Source organism: Affinirhizobium straminoryzae (genome assembly GCF_007004135.1).
In the GTDB taxonomy this organism is placed as follows: Bacteria; Pseudomonadota; Alphaproteobacteria; order Rhizobiales; family Rhizobiaceae; genus Neorhizobium; species Neorhizobium straminoryzae.
In genome coordinates this window covers 34,592-53,569 of sequence record NZ_VJMG01000030.1, presented here as the reverse complement: position 1 = coordinate 53,569, position 18,978 = coordinate 34,592, and the positions used below count along the sequence as shown (strand labels likewise).

Here is an 18,978-nt window from a genome sequence, read left to right as displayed (position 1 = left end):
TAGAAAAACGTCAACCTTCCGCGAAGGTCATCCGCACCGGGAAGAGGCCGATGCGGGGCAAACGACTGTTCAGTCTGCACGGGCGATCACGGTGCCGAGCAGGAGATCATGCACAAGACGCGATCGGTTGGTAAAGAGGCCAGCCAGCAGGATGAGCGGCGTCAGCACCGAGTTCAGGATCCAGAACAGCACCATGTGAACGATGGCGGTCAGGAAGTCGATGCGCCGGCCATCGAGCCGCAGCATCACGAGACCCATCATCCGCATGCCCGGAGAGGCCTGCGTGCGGCCGCCCAGGGTGAAACCGAAGTAGAGCAGGGCAACGATGACGAAGAGGGCCGAATACAGGAACCAGCCGAGACCGAGCGTGATGACGCCGAGGAAGAACACCACGACGGAAGCCGGTATGCACAGCAGCAGCACCATCACGTAATCAACGATAAAGGCAAACACGCGCCGGGACAGCACACCGCTATAGGCGCGCCAGTCATCCGGTGCGGCAATGATGGGGGAATTGTCCAGCGACATGGTTTTCGGGCTCCGTTGTTCCACCCTGATATGGGAGCCTTCGGCCCCCTTCACAAGGTGGAAAGGCGAGGGGCGCGCTGGGCGCCCATACGATCCTGCCCGCCGGGGCTTCTTCAGGCGCTCTTCAGCTTGCGCGCCGCATCCACCGCGAAATAGGTGAGGATCCCGTCGCAGCCGGCCCGCTTGAAGCAGAGCAGCGTCTCCATCATGATCCGCTCGCCATCGATCCAGCCGTTCATGGCGGCCGCCTTGATCTGGGTGTATTCGCCGGAAACCTGATAGGCGAAGGTCGGCAGGCCAAAAGCCTCCTTCATGCGCCAGCAGATGTCGAGATAGGCAAGGCCCGGCTTCACCATCAGCATGTCGGCGCCTTCCTCCACGTCAAGTGCTGCGTCGCGCAGCGCCTCCGTGCCGTTGGCCGGGCTGATGTAATAACTGTTCTTGTCGCCCTTTAAGAGGCCGCCGGTGTTGATCGCCTCACGATAGGGGCCATAGAAGCCCGAGGAAAACTTCGTGGCATAGGACATGATGCCGACATCCTGGTGGCCGGCCGCGTCGAGCGCGCGGCGGATCGCGCCGATGCGCCCGTCCATCATTTCGGACGGCGCGATGATGTCGGCGCCGGCATCCGCTTGCATCACGGCGGCGCGTGCCACCTGGTCCACCGTCTCGTCGTTGACGATGATGCCGTCGCGCAAAATGCCATCATGGCCGTGGCTGGTGAACGGATCGAGCGCCACGTCGGTGATGAGGCCGATATTGGGCACCGCCGTCTTCACCGCGCGGGCGAACTGGTTGATCAGGTTGTCGCGCGCGAGAATTTCCGAGCCGGTCGGGTCGCGCTTGTCCATCTCCACGTCCGGAAAGGGGGCGATGGCTGGAATACCGAGATCGGCTGCCTCGCGGATGGCTTCCACTGCCTTGTCGACGCTCATCCGGTTGACGCCCGGCATGGCGCGGATCGGATCGACAATGTTTTGACCGGGCACGATGAAGATCGGCCAGATCAGGTCGTCCACCGTGAGCCTGTTTTCCTGGGTCAGACGCCGCGTCCAGTCGGCCTTGCGGTTGCGACGCATGCGACGGTGGCCGGTGATCTCGTCCACGAGGTGGGTCTTGTCGTTCATGGCGGGCTCGCTTTCGTCAATTCCAGTATTGCGGCTGGCTTATCATGCTGGTGCCCGCTTTGCGAAGAGGCAGGCTGCCGCAGGCAGAACGATCGCCCGCCTCGGCGGCCAGTGTGGACAGGGCGGCGGCGCGGCCGCCCTGTCCTCCCCATCCAAACACACCCTCCCGGCTGGCGGGCGGCACGGAACCGGTCTATCTTCCGCGCCATGGACGCTGATTCACCCGCGACACCGAGGCTCAGTCTCACCGAGATCCTGTTCGTGGTCTTCCTCAGGTTGATCGCCGTGGTCTGCCTGTGGTTCGGCCTGCAATACTGGGGCATGCTCGTTGGCTATTCCTTCGAGGGGCGCGCCCGTTTCGACCTGCTCAACCTTCCCTGGCGTGCCGCGGCAGCCTCGCTTGCCGTTGTCTATCCGGTGGCAGCGCTCGGCTTGTGGCTGGCGGTGTCCTGGGGCCCGGTACTCTGGGCCATCGCCGCCGGCATCCAGCTCGGCATGTACGAGGTCTGGCCTGAAATCTTCGGTCGCAATCTCATCATCCCGCTGACGCACGCGCTCGTGGCGCTGCTTTACGTGGTCTTCCGGCTCGCCATCTGGCTCGATGAACGGCGCAAGCAGGAGGAACGGGTAAGGGTCGATTTACCCTGATTGCGACGGATTTTCCGTGTCTCTTGCCACCGAAATCTTGCGCAAGTCCTTGAAAAATATGGGCGCATATTCGGGACGGGTTACGCTCCCGGGGGTGGCGCAAGCCGGTGGCTCAGCGGTTAAACCCTTGTTAGCCCTGTGTTTTAAGTCGAATTTTATGCGCATTCGATAGTGTCTCTCACAAGGCGGGAAAACAGACACCGCCAAACGAAACAGTGAGGCAGACATGTTGAACACCAAGATCAAGCCCCAGGCGCAGTCTGTGGCCGACGCCCAGGATGAAACGATCCGCAGCCTCTATATGGAGTCGCTGCATCTGGTCGAGCGACTGCATCGGCGACTGCTCGATGTCATCAAGGACGAGTTCGACCGCCAGGGTCGTGACGACGTCAACGCGGTGCAGGCCCTCCTGCTCTTCAATATCGGGACCTCCGAACTGACCGCCGGCGAGTTGCGCTCGCGTGGATACTACCTCGGTTCTAACGTTTCGTATAACGTCAAGAAACTGGTCGATCTGGGCTTCATCAACCATCAGCGTTCGCGCATCGACCGCCGCTCGGTCCGCATCAGCCTGACCAAGTCCGGCCAGGAGATCGCCGAGGTGGTTGCCAAGCTCTATGAGCGCCATATCGGCTCCATCGAAAAGGTCGGCGGCATCGGCGAGGGCGAATTCGCCCAGATGAACAAGCTGCTGCAGCGCCTCGACCGCTTCTGGAACGACTCCATCATGTACCGCCTCTGAAGAGTGCGCTCCTCCCGCGCTTTTCCTTCCCCATCGCCGCTGACTGATCCCAGAACCTCCAGTCGCGATCGGAACCGGATGCGTCCCCTGCGCATCCGGTTTTCGCGCTGTGTGCCCCGCCAGCGGCGCGCCGGCGATGAAGTCTTGCAACAGCAGGCAAAACTCACGTTGCAACACGCCGACGTGAGCGGCTTTGTGCTGACAAGATGTGGCCATATTGCTATGGGACCCGCCATATCTGGTTGTGGAATCTTCCGGCTTGCTTGAGCGGCCGGCCCATCCCGCAGGCTGCGGGATGGAACATCGCCACAGGATGCTTTGTTAACCATATCCGTGTATGCACGCCTGATGTGTTTGCGGATAACGTGGATCGAATGATGTCGAAAAAGAGCGAATCCGAACTTCTGTCCCGCCGGACCGTGCTGCGGTCGGCTGCTTCCTTGGGGGCGGTTGCTCTCGCGGCGCCTGCGCTTGCGCAGGATGCGCTGCAGGAGATCATTTCGGCCCCGCAACGCGGCACCTGGGATGACCAGTTTGATGCCAATGCCGCCTCCCGCACGGCCGTTGAGGTTGTGTCCAACAATCCGGTGCTGGGTCCGGCCTCGCCGATGTATCTCCAGCAGGCGATCGCCACTTACCAGACCATTGTTGCGAATGGTGGCTGGCCGCAGGTGCAGCCCAGCCAGGCCGGCATCCGCATCGGTTCTGCCGAACCTGCCGTCCAGCAGCTGCGCCAGCGCCTGATGATCGCAGGCGACCTGCCGCGCTCGGCCGGCATGTCCAATTCCTTCGATTCCTACGTGGATGGCGCCGTCAAGCGCTTCCAGGCCCGTCACGGCCTGCCGGTCGATGGTGTGCTCGGCGATTACACGCTGAAGGCGATGAACATTCCGGCCCAGACCCGCCTCGGCCAGCTGGAAACCAATCTCGTCCGCATCCAGTCGATGTCGGGCGATCTCGGCGACCGGCATGTGATGGTCAACATTCCCGCTGCCTATATCGAGGCTGTCGAAAACGGCCGCGTCGTGCTGCGCAACACCGCCGTCGTCGGCCGCATCGACCGCCCGACGCACATGATCAATTCCAAGATTTACGAGGTCATCCTCAACCCGTACTGGACGGCGCCGCGCTCGATCATCGAGAAGGATATCGTGCCGCTGATGCGCAAGGACCCGACCTACCTGTCGCGCAACAACATCCGTCTGTTCGATGGCCGCGGTCAGGAAGTGGCGCCGGAAACCGTGGACTGGTTCGCCCCCAAGGCGCCGAACCTGATGTTCCGGCAGGACCCCGGCAAGAACAACGCCATGGCGTCGACCAAGATCAACTTCCATAACCCGAACAACGAATACATGCACGACACGCCCCAGCAGGGCCTGTTCAACAAGCTGATGCGCTTCGAATCCTCGGGCTGCGTGCGCGTGCAGAACGTCCGAGACCTCATCACCTGGCTGCTGCGCGACACGCCCGGCTGGTCGCGCCAGGAAATCGAGCGCGTCATCGCCTCGCGCCAGAACAACCCGATCAAGCTTGCGGTCGAAGTGCCGGTCTATTTCGTCTACATCACCGCCTGGTCGGCGAAGGACGGCGTCGTGCAGTTCCGCGACGACATCTACCTGCGTGACGGTGCGACCGAACTTGCGTTGCAGACCAAGACCGGCGTCGAGCAGAATGCCGGCCCGATCGATGACGACATGCTGCCGCGCAATTGAGCGGCAGGTTCAGCACATCGGCATGGCCGCCCCACCGGGCGGCCATTTTCATGATGGGCTAAAGACGCGCGACACAGGGGAGCACGCCGATGGACAAGAACGGGCCTCTGGAAAAGAACTGGACCGTGCTCCGCTCGGAGCGCCTGCTGAAGGACCGCTGGATCGACCTGCGTGCCGATCGCTGCCAGACGCCGTCCGGCCGCGAGATCAGCCCCTATTACGTCCTCAGCTATGCCGACTGGGTGAACATCGTTGCGATCACCGAAGCCGACGAGGTGGTGATGGTGCGCCAGTATCGGCATGGCGTTGCCGCCTGGGTCACGGAACTGCCGGGCGGCGTTGCCGATCCCGAGGATCCATCGCTGGCCGGGGCCGCCGCCCGCGAACTGCTGGAGGAAACCGGCTACCGCGTGGCGGCCCTTCCGGAGCCCGTCTGTTCGCTCTATGCCAATCCGGCCACCAACACCAACCGCGTCCACACTTTTCTGGCCCGCGGTGTGACCTTCGATCGGGCGCCGAACCTGGAGGCGGGTGAGGAGGGCATGAGCGTGCATCTTGCGCCGGTTGCCGAGGTGGTCGCCGGCCTGCGCTCGGGGGGCATTCTCCAGTCCATGCATGTGGCGGCTCTCAGTCTGGCGCTGATGGCGACCGGCCATATCCGCACCTGACGCTGCCGGATTGGGGGCAGGAGACGGATGCGCGACCTCCTGACGCAGCGGAAAACCGCGGGAAAATGTGCGACGTAGCAATTTGGTCGCTGCCTCCCCCGGCAAATGTCGCTGCACGTATTGCCCTTGCCGGGGCGGGGGGATATGACGCCATCGCATCAGTTTCTTGCAGGAGCCCTGACATGTCGCATCGAGATGCATTCTTCTCCCGTCCGCTCTCCGAATCCGATCCGGAAATCTTTGGCGCCATCGAGAAGGAACTCGGTCGTCAGCGTCACGAGATCGAGCTGATCGCCTCGGAAAACATCGTCTCCCGCGCCGTGCTTGAAGCCCAGGGCTCGATCATGACGAACAAGTATGCCGAGGGCTATCCGGGCAAGCGCTATTACGGCGGCTGCCAGTTCGTCGATATCGCGGAAGAACTCGCGATCGAACGCGCCAAGAAGCTGTTCGGCGTCAACTTCGCCAACGTCCAGCCGAATTCCGGTTCGCAGATGAATCAGGCCGTGTTCCTGGCGCTCTTGCAGCCGGGCGATACCTTCATGGGCCTCGACCTGAATTCCGGTGGTCACCTGACGCATGGTTCGCCGGTCAACATGTCCGGCAAGTGGTTCAATGTCGTCTCCTACGGCGTTCGCGAAGATGATCACCAGCTCGACATGGACGAGGTGGCCCGCAAGGCCGAAGAGCACAAGCCGAAGCTGATCATCGCCGGCGGCACGGCCTATTCGCGCATCTGGGACTGGAAGCGTTTTCGCGAGATCGCGGATTCGGTCGGCGCCTATCTGATGGTCGACATGGCCCATATCGCCGGCCTCGTTGCCGGTGGCGTGCATCCGTCGCCGTTCCCGCATTGCCATGTGGCCACCTCCACCACCCACAAGTCGCTGCGCGGCCCGCGCGGCGGCATGATCCTCACCAATGACGAGGATCTGGCGAAGAAGTTCAACTCGGCCGTCTTCCCCGGCCTGCAGGGCGGTCCGCTGATGCATGTGATCGCCGCCAAGGCCGTTGCCTTCGGCGAGGCGCTGCAGCCGGAATTCAAGGACTATGCCGCCCAGGTAGTGAAGAACGCCAAGACGCTGGCCGAGACGCTGATCAAGCACAATCTCGACATCGTCTCCGGCGGCACCGACAACCACCTGATGCTGGTCGACCTGCGCAAGAAGAATGCCACCGGCAAGCGCGCGGAAGCCGCTCTCGGCCGCGCCTACATCACCTGCAACAAGAACGGCATTCCGTTCGACCCCGAAAAGCCTTTCGTCACCTCCGGTGTTCGCCTCGGCACGCCGGCCGGGACGACGCGCGGCTTCAAGGAAGCCGAGTTCGCCGAAATCGGCAACCTGATCGTCGAGGTTCTCGACGGCCTGAAGGTCGCCAATTCGGATGAGGGCAATGCCGCCGTGGAAGCCGCCGTGCGCGAAAAGGTCGTGGCTCTCACCGACCGCTTCCCGATGTACCCCTACATGTAAGAGGCAATTCGGTCGATGCGCTGCCCCTATTGCGGTTCCGAAGACACACAGGTCAAGGACTCGCGTCCGGCGGAGGATTTCACCTCCATCCGCCGGCGGCGCATCTGCCCGGATTGCGGCGGGCGTTTCACCACCTTCGAGCGCGTGCAGCTGCGCGAGCTGACGGTGACCAAGAAGACCGGCCGCAAGGTGCCTTTCGATCGCAACAAGCTGGTGCGGTCCTTCCAGATCGCCCTGCGCAAGCGCCCGGTCGATGCCGATCGCATCGAGCGGGCGGTATCCGGCATCGTGCGTCGGCTCGAAAGCTCGGGCGAGAGCGAGATCTCTTCCGAGCAAATCGGCCTGCAGGTGCTGGAAGCGCTGAAGAGCCTCGATGACGTGGCCTTCGTCCGCTATGCCTCGGTCTACCGCGATTTTTCGCATGCCGAGGATTTCGAGAAGGTGATTGCCGAGATCAACGCGAAGATCGGCCGCGACTCGACGGCGGAGTCGTGATCCGATGGTCGTGACACCCGAGGACCGGCGCTTCATGGCGGCCGCCATCCGGCTGTCGCGCCGCCACACGGGTCTCACCGCCACCAACCCGTCCGTCGGCTGCCTGATCGTCAAGGATGGCGTGATCCTGGGCTCTGCCGTCACGGCGCGCGGCGGGCGTCCGCATGCGGAAACCCAGGCCCTGGACCTTGCGGGCGAGGGCGCGCGCGGCGCCACTGCCTATGTCACGCTCGAACCCTGCTCCCATTACGGCAGGACGCCCCCTTGCGCCAATGCGCTGGTTGCGGCTGGCGTTGCCCGTGTCGTCGTGTGCCTCACCGATCCGGATCCGCGCGTCTCCGGCCGTGGCCTCACGATTTTGCGCGATGCGGGCATCGAGGTCGTCAGCGGCGTGCTGGAGGAGGAGGGGCGTCGGGCGCTCGAAGCCTATCTCATGCGCCAGATGAAGGGCCGCCCGCATGTGACGCTGAAGCTTGCGGTTTCCGCCGATGGCATGATCGGCCGGCGCGATGCCGGGCAGGTGGCGATCACCGGTCCCGTATCGCGTGCGCAGGTGCATGCCTTGCGCGCTGAAATCGATGCGATCCTCGTCGGCATCGGGACAGCCATCGCCGACGATCCGGAACTGACGGTCAGGCTGCCGGGTCTGGAAGAGCGTTCGCCGGTCCGTATCGTGCTCGACCGCCAGCTGCGTCTGCCGCTGACATCGAAACTGGTGCGGAGCGCGAGGGACGTGCCGGTCATCGTCGTTGCGGCTGGCAGCGCAGAGGGGGATTTTGCTCCCGACGTTTCCATTTCGGATGAAAACCTCCGCCGCCAGCATCTCACGCAAGCCGGCGTCGAGATCCTCGCCGCGGACGACCTCTCGTCGCTCCTCACGCAACTGGCCGACCGCGGCCTGTCCTCGCTGCTGGTCGAGGGCGGTGCCTCCGTTGCCCGTGCCTTCCTCGATGCCGGACTGGTCGATCGCATCCTGCTGTTCCAGGGCAAAGGCGTGATCGGCGCCGATGGCATTGAATCGCCGGTAACGGCACACGATATCCCGAAGGCGTACAAACCGGTCCGCCGCATGCGGTTCGGCACCGACACCTGCTGTGATTACGAAAGGGAATTTGAATGTTTACGGGTATCGTGACGGATGTCGGCACCGTGTCCGACCTGGTGCCGCTCGATGAGGGCATCCGCCTGCGCATTGCCACCAATTATGATCCCGCCACGATCGATATCGGCGCCTCCATTTCGCATGCCGGCGTCTGCCTCACGGTGACGAAGCTCTCCGAAAGCGACAGCAACATGCGCTGGTACGAAGTGGAAGCCTGGGAAGAGGCGCTGCGGCTGACGACGATCTCCTCCTGGAGCGTCGGCACCCGCGTCAACCTGGAGCGGGCGCTGAAGATCGGCGATGAACTCGGCGGTCACATTGTCTCCGGCCATGTGGATGGCAAGGCGGAAATCCTGTCCGTCACGCCGGAAGGCGAGGCCGTCCGCATCCGTCTGCGTGCACCGGTCGAGTTCGCACGGTTCGTGGCGCCGAAGGGATCGGTGGCGCTCGACGGCACCTCGCTCACCGTCAATGCCGTGGACGGTACGGATTTCGACATCCTGCTGATCCGCCACACGCTGGAGGTGACCTCCTGGGGCGAGCGCAAGGCCGGCGATTTCGTGAATTTCGAGGTGGATACCATGGCCCGCTATGCCGCGCGCCTGGCCGAGTTTCCGTCTGCCGTGAAGGCCGGTTGACCGGAGGCGTCCGGCCGGCTGCCGGACGCCGGTTCTTCCTGCGGAACCGCAGGTCGCGGATCAACGCATGTAGAGCACGAAGCTGCCATCGGCGGCTTCATCCGCATAGATGACGTTGCGGATCTCGACATCCTGTGCCTTCAGTTCCTTCGTCAGCACAGGGTTCTCGCGGATGGCCACCTGCAGGTCCTTCACCTCCTGGCTCTGCGGCGACAGGTCATTGAGATAGTCCTGCAGGCTGACATGATCCTCGATCTCGTCGGTCCGCATCAGCAGGAAACGCGGATTGTGATCCGCCGCCAGCGCTCGGTCCGCCGCCGACATCGCTGCCTGGCTGGTGCCCGCAAGGGCGGCGGTGGCCAGAAGACCGGTCATGCATACTGTGATCAGGCGTTTCATCGCTATACTCCTCCTCATGGGTCGGGAAAGCGGCCATGCCGTTGCCGACCGGGATCATGGTCGCGCCGATCGCCTTCAAATCCAATTCACCAGCCTGTCATAAATGGTTAAATCTTGGCCATGTTTCCGGGCGTCTCGGCTGTGACAGGCCGGCGCAGCACAACCACGTCGCCATGATAGTTGGCCCGCGCGAACTCCGTGAAGCCGAGGCGGCTGGCAAGGATGCGCGAGGGCGTGTTTTCCGGTGCGATGATCGCCGTCATCATGCGGCCTGCAAAGCGTTCATCCGCCCAGCCGATCAGCGCGGTCATCGCCTCCCGGGCGTAGCCTCGCCCATGAAACTTGGGCAACAGAACCCAGCCGGTCTCCAGCGTGCCGACGAGGGAGGGCGTCATGTCGCGACGCACCTCGTGAAATCCTGCCTCGCCAACAAAGCACCCGCTCTGCCGCTCCTCGATGGCCAGAAAACCGAAGCCCATGTAATGCCACATGCCGGCACGGTTCATGAGACGGATCCAGCTTGCCTCTGCCGTCGAGGGCTTGCCGCCGATATGGCGCACGACAGTCTCATCGGCCCAGAGCGCAGTAAAGTCCGGGTAGTCGGCAAGGCTGTGCGGTCTGAGGATGAGACGCTCGGTCTCGAGTATGGGCATGTCCGGCATCGGTCTGGCACTCCGGTCTCTGTCGCGAGGGCGTAATCTGACCGCTTCTGCCGGCCGCGGCCAGCCGGCCCTTTGCGAAAATCGCTTGCCATTCCGCGCGCGCCGTGGTTTGACCGGCCCAATTCCCAACATCTCAAATCGCAGAATTGCGACCAGGACGACCCATGACCGATTCTCTGAAGCCTCATCTCCTCATCGTCGAGGCCCGCTTTTACGACGATATGGCCGACGCGCTGCTCCACGGCGCAACCTCGGCGCTGGACGAGGCAGGCGCCACCTATGACGTGATCACCGTGCCGGGCGCGCTCGAAATCCCGCCGGCGATCGCCATGGCGCTCGACGCGGCCGAACAGGGCGGCGTCAACTACGACGGTTTCGTCGCGCTCGGCATGGTCATCCGTGGCGAGACCTATCACTTCGACATCGTCGCCAACGAATCCTCGCGCGCGCTGATGGATCTCGCCGTGTCGGAATCGCTTGCGATCGGCAACGGCATCATGACCGTCGAGAATGACGAGCAGGCCTGGGCGCGTGTGAAGAAGAGCGAGAAGGACAAGGGCGGTTTCGCGGCCCGCGCGGCTCTCACCATGATCGAGCTGCGTGAAAAGCTGGGTGCCTGAGCCATGTCCAAGGATCTGCAGCCGCCGGTGAAACCGGCCAACCAGCGGGGTGCCGCCCGTCTTGCCGCCGTGCAGGCGCTGTATCAGATGGATATCGGCGGCACTGGCGTGCTGGAAGTGGTGGCCGAATACGAGGAACATCGTCTCGGCCAGGAACTGGACGGCGATACCTATCTGAAGGCCGATCCCTCCTGGTTCCGTTCCATCGTCTCCGGCGTCGTGCGCGACCAGACGAAGATCGATCCGCTGGTGCGGGCCACCCTGCAGGAAGGCTGGCCGCTGTCGCGTCTCGATTCCACGCTGCGTGCCATCCTGCGTGCCGGCACGTTCGAAATCCTGGAGCGCAAGGACGTGCCCGTGCCGGTGATCGTCACGGAATATGTCGAGATCGCCCAGGCCTTCTTCTTCGAGGGCGACGAGCCGAAGATCGTCAATGCGGTGCTCGACCGCATTGCCAAGCAGGTGCGCGGCGAAACCAGGAAATAGGCAGGGATCATGGACAGCACAGGCGGCGGTGGACTGGAGCGGCAGCTTGCGGCCGCCAAGCGCACGGTCGCCCTGCTGGCCGGCACCCAGGCCATCCTCGGCTCGGCGGCGCCCATGACGATTTCTGTCGGTTCGCTGGCCGGCTATCAGTTGCTGGCCGCCGATAAATCGCTGGCGACTGCCCCGGTCACCGGTTTCAATGTCGGAACCGCGCTCGGCGCCATGGGCATTGCCATCGTGTCGCGCTTCCTTGGTCGCCGCGCGGCCTTCATGACCGGCGCCATGATCGGCGCCACCGGCGGCACGCTTGCCACCATCGCGCTGTTTCGTGGCGAGTTCTGGCTGTTTGCCTTCTCCCTGATGCTGATCGGCATCTGCGGCGGCTTCACCCAGAAGATCCGCTTTGCCGCCGCCGATGCCTCGCCATCCTCCTACAAGCCCAAGGCGATTTCCTGGATCCTCGGCGCCGGCATCGTCTCCGCCGTCATCGGGCCGCAGCTGGCGATCTGGGCAAAGGACGCCTTCGAACCGGTCACCTTTGCGGGCACTTTTCTGGCGCTTTTGCCGCTTTGCCTGGCGGCGATCGGCATCCTTGCCTTCCTGAAGCTTCCGCAGCCGACAAGGACCTCCGCATCCGGCCAGCCGGCCCGGCCGCTCCGCGAGATCATCGCCACGCAACGTTTCGCCACCGGCATGGTCTGCGGCATCGGCACCTATGCGCTGATGTCCTTCGTGATGACGGGCGCGCCGCTCGCCATGGTGGTCGGCTGCGGCTTTCCGACGGAGCTTGCCACGCTCGGCATCCAGTGGCATGTGCTCGCCATGTTCGGCCCGAGCTTCTTCACCGGCATGATCATCGCCCGCATCGGCGCGGAAAAGGTGGTGGCGCTCGGCCTCGTCACGCTGATGGCCTGCGCGGTCGTTGCCCACATGGGCATCGAACTGTGGAACTTCTGGGCGGCCCTCGTGCTGCTCGGCATCGGCTGGAATTTCGGCTTCATCGGCGCCACCTCCATCGTTGCCTCCACCTATCGCCCGCACGAGGCCGACAAGGTGCAAGGGTTCCACGACATCATCCTGTTCGGCACCGTGGCGCTTTCTTCCTTCTCTTCCGGCAAGGTCTTCACCGCCTATGGCTGGTCCTTCATGAACCTGTTCATCTGGCCTGTCGCGATTCTCTGCCTGGTGCTGATCGGCCTGCTTCTTCTGCGGCAGCAGTCCGCAACCTCAGCTTGATTTTTGGCAAATACGCCATTCTCCGTCTGAAGTAGGGTGTTCAGGCTCCCCTTGCCGGGCAAGCCCTTGACGCCATTTCATCACAACCGCAATCTCGCGGGCGAACGGCATCATACGTTCCTTGGGAGGGGAGCCTTGCCGTTCCATGCCGGCGTAATGTTTGCGGCCGGCCTTTTGGGAGAGGAACAATCGTATGACAGTGATACTGGGTGTGATCGTCTGCGGTCTCTTGTCGGTGGTCTACGCCGCCTGGGCCACACGGTCGGTCCTGGCCGCGGACCAGGGCAATCCGCGCATGCAGGAAATCGCCGGCTATATCCGGGAAGGCGCGCAGGCCTATCTGACGCGCCAGTACATGACGATCGCCATCGTCGGTGCGGTGGTGACGATCGGTACATGGCTGCTCTTGTCCGGCCTTGCCGCCATTGGCTTCGTCATCGGCGCCGTCCTGTCCGGGGCGGCCGGCTTCATCGGCATGCATGTGTCGGTGCGCGCCAATGTGCGCACCGCCCAGGCCTCCTCGCACAGCCTGTCGGCCGGCCTCGACATCGCCTTCAAGTCCGGTGCCATCACCGGCATGCTGGTGGCCGGTCTCGCGCTGCTTGGCGTGTCGATCTACTACTGGATCCTGGTCTACCTGCTGGGTAATGCGCCCGGCAGCCGTCACGTCATCGATGCCCTGGTCGCGCTCGGCTTCGGCGCCTCGCTGATTTCCATCTTTGCCCGTCTCGGCGGCGGCATCTTCACCAAGGGCGCCGATGTCGGCGGCGATCTCGTCGGCAAGGTGGAAGCCGGCATTCCCGAGGACGATCCGCGCAACCCGGCCACCATTGCCGACAATGTCGGCGACAATGTCGGCGATTGCGCCGGCATGGCGGCCGACCTGTTCGAAACCTATGCCGTCTCGGTGGTGGCGACCATGGTGCTGGCGGCAATCTTCTTCGCCGGCGTTCCGGCGCTTGGGCTCATCATGCTCTATCCGCTGGCCATCTGCGCGGTCTGCATCCTCACCTCGATAGCCGGCACCTTCTTCGTCAAGCTCGGTTCCAATGGTTCGATCATGGGCGCGCTTTACAAGGGGTTGATCGCCACCGGCCTGCTCTCCATCGTCGGGCTCGGCATTGCCACCAGCCTCACCATCGGCTGGGGCGCCATCGGCACCGTGGCCGGCAAGGAGATTACCGGCGCCAACCTGTTCGCCTGCGGCATTCTCGGCCTCGTGGTGACCGCGCTGATCGTGGTGATCACCGAATACTACACGGGCACCAACAAGCGCCCGGTCAATTCCATCGCCCAGGCCTCCGTCACCGGCCACGGCACCAATGTCATCCAGGGGCTGGCCGTCTCGCTCGAATCGACCGCGCTGCCGGCCATCGTCATCGTTGGCGGCATCATCACCACCTATCAGCTGGGCGGCCTGTTCGGCACGGGCATCGCGGTCACCGCCATGCTCGGCCTTGCCGGCATGATCGTCGCACTCGATGCCTTCGGCCCGGTCACCGACAATGCCGGCGGCATTGCCGAAATGGCAGGCCTTCCGCCGGAAGTGCGCAAGTCCACCGATGCGCTGGATGCGGTCGGCAACACCACCAAGGCCGTCACCAAGGGTTATGCCATCGGCTCGGCCGGCCTCGGCGCGCTTGTCCTGTTTGCCGCCTATTCCAACGACCTCGCCTATTTCGCGGCGAACGGCCAGCAATATCCGTATTTCGCCGGCATCGGCGAGATCTCCTTCAGCCTCGCCAATCCTTACGTGGTGGCCGGCCTCCTCTTCGGCGGCCTGATCCCCTACCTGTTTGGCGGCATGGCGATGACGGCCGTCGGCAAGGCCGGCAGTGCTGTCGTGGAGGAAGTGCGCCGGCAGTTCCGTGAAAAGCCCGGCATCATGCAGGGCACGGACCGGCCGGATTACGGCCGTGCCGTCGACATGCTGACGCGGGCGGCGATTCGCGAAATGATCCTGCCCTCGCTGTTGCCGGTGCTGGCACCCGTCGTCGTCTATTTCGGCGTGCTGGTGATCTCGGGATCGAAGGCCTCGGCCTTTGCGGCGCTCGGCGCCTCGCTGCTCGGGGTCATCATCAACGGCCTGTTCGTGGCGATTTCGATGACCTCGGGCGGCGGCGCCTGGGACAATGCCAAGAAGAGCTTCGAGGACGGCTTTGTCGACAAGGACGGCCAGAAGCACTTCAAGGGCTCGGATGCGCACAAGGCTTCCGTTACCGGCGATACCGTGGGCGATCCCTACAAGGATACCGCGGGGCCTGCCGTCAACCCGGCGATCAAGATCACCAATATCGTGGCGCTGCTGCTGCTGGCGATTCTCGCCGCCTGACGCAATATCCCTCGACACAAGACCCCGAAATGAAGAAACCCGCGGATCGTCTCCGCGGGTTTCCTGTGTGTCGAATGTCTGCCGGACTCAGTTGCCGAGCAGGTTGCGGAAGGCTGCCGCGCCCGCATTGGCGCCCGAGCCGGCACCCGTCAGCAGCTGCTGCAGGAAGGTCAGGTCGCGGCCGCCGGTCGGCGTCGTGCGGCTGATCGTATCGAACACCTTGCCGTCCTGCATCGTGTAGACGGCGCGGCGGGTCACGATGCCCTTCTTGTCGAAGTAATAGGCGACGACCGTCTGGTCGACGATGCGCGGCTTCATGAAGGCGACCGGGCGCTGGCGCTTCTGGGAAATGTAATAGAACACTTCGCCGTCGAAGGTCGCCGTGGTCGACGGCGTGCCCATCGAGAGCAGAACCTGCTCGCGGCTGGAGCCCACGGGCGTCAGGTCGAGCGCATCCTTGTCCAGCACGTAGCCGTTATACATGGTTTCGCCGATGCCGGTGCTGCAGCCGGCCAGACCCAGCGTCATGGAGACCGCCAGGATCGCGGCCTTGCCGGCCATATTGACTTGAGACCCAAACACCCGCTTGCTCAACACGCTGTCCTCATGTGTTCCATCCCGCCTTCCGTAGACCGCCGTGCTGCGACAGCATTGTGGCTATTCCACGAATGCCCGGCGCTTTCACCGCCGGCTTTTCCCGAATTCCCGCCGGTCGGCAGTTGCCATGCCTCAACGGCATTGCAATTCGTGCCTGCTTCGGTAAACCAGCTTTCGTTTCCATGCAACACGGCTGGCATGGCCAGTCCCCGGTTTGACGGGCAAGAGTGCAGGGTTTGATGATCTTTGGTCTGTTCCGCAGGAAAAACGGCAATCGCGCCATCGTCGAGCGCCAGTACGCGGCCTTGACTTCGGCCGCCCGCATTCCTTTCTTCTATAGTGATCTCGGCGTGCCCGATACGGTCATGGGCCGCTTCGAGATGCTGTCGGTGGTGATGATCCTGTTCTTCCGGCGCACGGCCTCGTCTGCCACCAGCGGGCAGGAACTGGCGCAGGAGATCATCGATGCCTTCTTCCAGGATATCGACCATTCGATCCGGGAACTGGGGATTGGCGATCAGGGTGTGCCGAAGCGCATGAAGAAGCTGGCCGGCATGTTCTATGGCCGCGTGAAATCCTATGCGGCGGCCATGGATGCGGATGATGCGGCAGGCCTTGAAGAGGCGCTGCGTCGCAATCTTCACCCCGGTGATGCGGCAGCCCCTGCCATGGACGGGCTTGCCCGATGGATGATATCGGCGGAAGCAGCATTGAAAGAGGTGCCCGAGGATACGATCGCTCGCGGCATGCTCGTGCTGCCAACGCCCGAAACGTGAGGTTCAATCGTGAGTTCGAATCCGGATCATGGCGCACCGGCGCCCTTTTCCTATCCCGTCAAGGTCGGGCACATCTCTGCCAATGCCGTGACCGTGCATGTGGAGGCCGATCCGCGCGAGCGGAAGGCGCTTGCCGACCTCTGGCAGGTCCTGTCGGTGGAATCGCTGTCGGCAGAGATGCAGGTCGGCCGATGGAAGAAGGATGGCGTGCGGCTGAAGGGCCGGGTGAAGGCGCATGTGGTGCAGGCCTGCGTGGTGACGCTGGAGCCGGTCGACGGTTTCATCGACGAACCCTTCGAGCAGATCTTCGTGCCTGAAGGCTCAAAGCTTGCCCGTCTGATGACCGGCGACAGCGCCGAAATGGTGCTGGACCCCGATGGCCCGGACCTGCCGGAAACCTTTGTCGGCGATACCATCGATGCGGGTGCCGTGGTGGCCGAATTCGTGGCGCTGGCGCTCGATCCCTATCCGCGCAAGGCGGGCAGCGAATTCGCCGACCACATCGAATCGGACGAGAAGACCGACGCGCGCAAGCCCAATCCTTTCGCCGTGCTGAAGGACTGGAAAAACAAGGAATAGGGTTTGCATTTTCTGAGGAATGAGTTGTATGCGGCGGCAAAAGCAGTATTTTGGCCGCGATTTCGCCAAGCGCGGGACAGAAGGATCAGGAGCGCGTGATCAGGATTTCTCTCGACGCCATGGGTGGCGATTTCGGTCCCTCGGTTGTCATTCCGGGCGCCGCCAAGGCGCTTGAACGCCATCCGGATGTCACCTTCATCATCTTTGGCCAGAAGGCCGAATGCGAGCCGCTTCTCGCCCGTTATCCGAAGCTTCGCGAAAAATCCGTCTTCCATGATTGCGAAGTGGCCATCACCATGGATGAGAAGCCGAGCGCGGCCCTGCGCCGCGGCCGCTATACCTCCTCCATGTGGCGTTCCATCGAGGCGGTGAAGACGGGAGAGGCGGATGCCGTCGTATCCGCCGGCAATACCGGCGCCCTGATGGCCATGGCCAAGTTCTGCCTGCGCACCATGGCCAATATCGAACGACCGGCGATTGCCGGCATCTGGCCGACGCTGCGCGGCGAAAGCATCGTGCTCGATATCGGGGCCACGATCGGCGCCGATGCGCAGCAGCTCCTCGACTTTGCCCTGATGGGCGGCGCCATGGCGCGCGCCCTGTTCGAAATCGACCGCCCGACCGTCGGACTGCTGAATGTCGGCGTGGAGGAAGTCAAGGGCCAGGAAGAGGTCAAGGAAGCCGGGCGGATGATCCGCGAGGCGAGTCTTTCGACCATTGCCTATCATGGCTTCGTCGAGGGTAACGACATCGGCAAGGGCGTGGTCGACGTCGTCGTTACCGAAGGCTTCACCGGCAATATCGCGTTGAAGACGGCCGAAGGCACTGCCCGCCAGATGGCGGAACTGCTGCGCTCGGCCATGTCGCGCACGCTTCTGTCGAAGATCGGCTATCTGCTCGCCAAGAGCGCCTTCGACCTGCTGCGCGAGAAGATGGACCCGCGCAAGGTCAATGGCGGCGTCTTCCTCGGCCTCAACGGCATCGTCATCAAGAGCCATGGCGGCACGGATGCGGAGGGCTATGCCTCGGCCATCGATGTCGGCTACGACATGGTGCGCAATGCCCTCAACGACAAGATCGCACAGGATCTGAAGACCTATCATGCCCGCCGCCTGCCACCGGCAGGACCGGAAGAAGCGGCGTAAGAAACAGGAACAACGAGCATGATCCGTTCAGTGGTTCTCGGGTATGGCGCAGCGCTTCCCAAGCGCGTCGTCCCGAACAAGGAACTCGAAAGCCTGGTGGAAACGTCCGATGACTGGATCGTGCAGCGCACCGGCATTCGCCAGCGCTACATTGCCGGCGATGGCGAAACCAGCGCCTCGCTTGGCGAGCAGGCGGCCCGGGCAGCGCTGGACCGCGCCGGCCTGACGCCCGCCGATATCGATCTGGTGATCGTCGCCACCTCGACGCCCGATAACACCTTCCCGGCAACGGCAGTCAATATCCAGAACCGGCTCGGCATGACGCATGGCTATGCCTTCGACGTGCAGGCCGTCTGTACCGGCTTTGTCTATGCGGTGGCGACGGCCGATGCGCATCTGCGTGCCGGCCTTGCCCGCCGTGCGATCGTGATCGGCGCCGAAACCTTCTCGCGCATCCTCGACTGGACCGACCGCACAACGTGCGTGCTGTTTGGCGATGGCGCCGGCGCCATCGTTCTGGAAGCGCAGGAGGGGGAGGGCACCATTGCCGATCGCGGCGTGCTGACCGCGCATCTGCGCTCCGACGGCTCGCACAAGGACAAGCTCTATGTCGATGGCGGTCCATCCTCCACCGGCACGGTCGGCCATCTGCGCATGGAAGGCCGCGAGGTGTTCAAGCACGCGGTCGGCATGATCACCGACGTGATCGAAGCCGCATTCGAATCGACCGGCACCACCGCGGAGGATCTCGACTGGCTGGTGCCGCACCAGGCAAACCGCCGCATCATCGATGGCTCCGCCAAGAAGCTTGGCATTCCCCCGGAGAAGGTGGTGGTCACGGTGGACCTGCATGGCAACACGTCTGCGGCCTCGATTCCGCTGGCGCTGTCGGTTGCGGCTGACGACGGGCGCATCCAGAAGGGCGACCTCGTGATGCTGGAAGCCATGGGCGGCGGCTTCACCTGGGGCGCGCTTCTGATTCGCTGGTAATCTCGCGTTTACAAGTGCTTGACC

The 18,978-nt window shown here is 63.5% G+C and carries 21 protein-coding genes; 16 read left to right on the top strand and 5 right to left on the bottom strand.

Features of this window, described 5'->3' with window-relative positions:
- Positions 1 to 69 precede the first annotated feature (69 nt).
- Complete coding sequence (locus tag FNA46_RS12440) at positions 70 to 528, bottom strand: RDD family protein (protein WP_143125524.1); 459 nt, start codon at positions 526 to 528, stop codon at positions 70 to 72.
- Positions 529 to 641: 113 nt separating this feature from the next.
- Positions 642 to 1,655, bottom strand: a complete 1,014-nt coding sequence (gene hemB / locus FNA46_RS12435) for a porphobilinogen synthase (RefSeq protein ID WP_143125523.1) — start codon at positions 1,653 to 1,655, stop codon at positions 642 to 644.
- Positions 1,656 to 1,862: 207 nt separating this feature from the next.
- On the opposite strand from hemB, the gene FNA46_RS12430 reads away from it, so the two are divergent.
- From FNA46_RS12430 to FNA46_RS12395, 8 genes are all read left to right on the top strand, one after another.
- A complete protein-coding gene (locus FNA46_RS12430) occupies positions 1,863 to 2,303 on the top strand; it encodes a DUF6163 family protein (RefSeq protein WP_143125522.1) in 441 nt (146 codons plus the stop codon).
- A gap of 229 nt (positions 2,304 to 2,532) precedes the next feature.
- The gene (ldtR, locus tag FNA46_RS12425; protein ID WP_185969839.1) at positions 2,533 to 3,045 is read left to right on the top strand and encodes a transcriptional regulator LdtR; all 513 of its coding nucleotides are present in this window, start codon (positions 2,533 to 2,535) and stop codon (positions 3,043 to 3,045) included.
- 377 nt (positions 3,046 to 3,422) lie between these two features.
- Positions 3,423 to 4,757: a L,D-transpeptidase family protein gene (locus FNA46_RS12420; protein WP_143125520.1), complete on the top strand. Its 1,335-nt coding sequence runs from the start codon at positions 3,423 to 3,425 to the stop codon at positions 4,755 to 4,757.
- A gap of 89 nt (positions 4,758 to 4,846) precedes the next feature.
- A complete protein-coding gene (locus FNA46_RS12415) occupies positions 4,847 to 5,425 on the top strand; it encodes an NUDIX hydrolase (protein ID WP_246103050.1) in 579 nt (192 codons plus the stop codon).
- 182 nt (positions 5,426 to 5,607) lie between these two features.
- Positions 5,608 to 6,897, top strand: coding sequence for a serine hydroxymethyltransferase (glyA, locus tag FNA46_RS12410; protein ID WP_143125519.1), 1,290 nt, complete (start codon positions 5,608 to 5,610; stop codon positions 6,895 to 6,897).
- A 15-nt stretch (positions 6,898 to 6,912) separates the two neighbouring features.
- Entirely contained in the window at positions 6,913 to 7,392 is a 480-nt protein-coding gene (nrdR, locus tag FNA46_RS12405; RefSeq protein WP_143125518.1) for a transcriptional regulator NrdR, read from the top strand.
- A gap of 4 nt (positions 7,393 to 7,396) precedes the next feature.
- On the top strand, positions 7,397 to 8,527 hold the full coding sequence (ribD, locus tag FNA46_RS12400; protein WP_143125517.1) for a bifunctional diaminohydroxyphosphoribosylaminopyrimidine deaminase/5-amino-6-(5-phosphoribosylamino)uracil reductase RibD: 1,131 nt from the start codon (positions 7,397 to 7,399) through the stop codon (positions 8,525 to 8,527).
- Positions 8,509 to 9,132, top strand: a complete 624-nt coding sequence (locus FNA46_RS12395) for a riboflavin synthase (protein ID WP_143125516.1) — start codon at positions 8,509 to 8,511, stop codon at positions 9,130 to 9,132. Before ribD ends, FNA46_RS12395 begins: the two co-directional genes overlap by 19 nt.
- A gap of 60 nt (positions 9,133 to 9,192) precedes the next feature.
- On the opposite strand, the gene FNA46_RS12390 is transcribed toward FNA46_RS12395, so the two are convergent.
- Both FNA46_RS12390 and FNA46_RS12385 read right to left on the bottom strand, forming a co-directional pair.
- A complete protein-coding gene (locus tag FNA46_RS12390) occupies positions 9,193 to 9,531 on the bottom strand; it encodes a hypothetical protein (protein ID WP_143125515.1) in 339 nt (112 codons plus the stop codon).
- Positions 9,532 to 9,638: 107 nt separating this feature from the next.
- A complete protein-coding gene (locus tag FNA46_RS12385; protein ID WP_143125514.1) occupies positions 9,639 to 10,193 on the bottom strand; it encodes a GNAT family N-acetyltransferase in 555 nt (184 codons plus the stop codon).
- Between the two features lie 164 nt (positions 10,194 to 10,357).
- On the opposite strand from FNA46_RS12385, the gene ribH reads away from it, so the two are divergent.
- The 4 genes from ribH to FNA46_RS12365 all read left to right on the top strand — a co-directional run bounded on the left by ribH (position 10,358) and on the right by FNA46_RS12365 (position 14,867).
- Positions 10,358 to 10,813: a 6,7-dimethyl-8-ribityllumazine synthase gene (ribH, locus tag FNA46_RS12380; protein ID WP_143125513.1), complete on the top strand. Its 456-nt coding sequence runs from the start codon at positions 10,358 to 10,360 to the stop codon at positions 10,811 to 10,813.
- 3 nt (positions 10,814 to 10,816) lie between these two features.
- The gene (nusB, locus tag FNA46_RS12375) at positions 10,817 to 11,299 is read left to right on the top strand and encodes a transcription antitermination factor NusB (RefSeq protein ID WP_143125512.1); all 483 of its coding nucleotides are present in this window, start codon (positions 10,817 to 10,819) and stop codon (positions 11,297 to 11,299) included.
- Between the two features lie 9 nt (positions 11,300 to 11,308).
- The gene (locus FNA46_RS12370; RefSeq protein WP_143125511.1) at positions 11,309 to 12,535 is read left to right on the top strand and encodes an MFS transporter; all 1,227 of its coding nucleotides are present in this window, start codon (positions 11,309 to 11,311) and stop codon (positions 12,533 to 12,535) included.
- 193 nt (positions 12,536 to 12,728) lie between these two features.
- The gene (locus tag FNA46_RS12365; protein ID WP_143125510.1) at positions 12,729 to 14,867 is read left to right on the top strand and encodes a sodium-translocating pyrophosphatase; all 2,139 of its coding nucleotides are present in this window, start codon (positions 12,729 to 12,731) and stop codon (positions 14,865 to 14,867) included.
- Between the two features lie 87 nt (positions 14,868 to 14,954).
- Here the strand turns inward: FNA46_RS12365 and FNA46_RS12360 are convergent, their stop codons facing one another.
- A complete protein-coding gene (locus FNA46_RS12360; RefSeq protein WP_244617836.1) occupies positions 14,955 to 15,461 on the bottom strand; it encodes an outer membrane protein assembly factor BamE in 507 nt (168 codons plus the stop codon).
- 242 nt (positions 15,462 to 15,703) lie between these two features.
- Here FNA46_RS12360 and FNA46_RS12355 point away from each other — a divergent pair, with 242 nt between their 5' ends.
- From FNA46_RS12355 to FNA46_RS12340, 4 genes are all read left to right on the top strand, one after another.
- Positions 15,704 to 16,240, top strand: a complete 537-nt coding sequence (locus tag FNA46_RS12355; protein WP_143125509.1) for a ubiquinol-cytochrome C chaperone family protein — start codon at positions 15,704 to 15,706, stop codon at positions 16,238 to 16,240.
- Positions 16,241 to 16,249: 9 nt separating this feature from the next.
- The gene (locus FNA46_RS12350; RefSeq protein ID WP_143125508.1) at positions 16,250 to 16,819 is read left to right on the top strand and encodes a YceD family protein; all 570 of its coding nucleotides are present in this window, start codon (positions 16,250 to 16,252) and stop codon (positions 16,817 to 16,819) included.
- Between the two features lie 95 nt (positions 16,820 to 16,914).
- Complete coding sequence (plsX, locus tag FNA46_RS12345) at positions 16,915 to 17,964, top strand: phosphate acyltransferase PlsX (RefSeq protein WP_143125507.1); 1,050 nt, start codon at positions 16,915 to 16,917, stop codon at positions 17,962 to 17,964.
- Between the two features lie 18 nt (positions 17,965 to 17,982).
- Positions 17,983 to 18,954, top strand: coding sequence for a beta-ketoacyl-ACP synthase III (locus FNA46_RS12340; protein ID WP_143125506.1), 972 nt, complete (start codon positions 17,983 to 17,985; stop codon positions 18,952 to 18,954).
- The last annotated feature ends 24 nt before the right edge of the window (positions 18,955 to 18,978 follow it).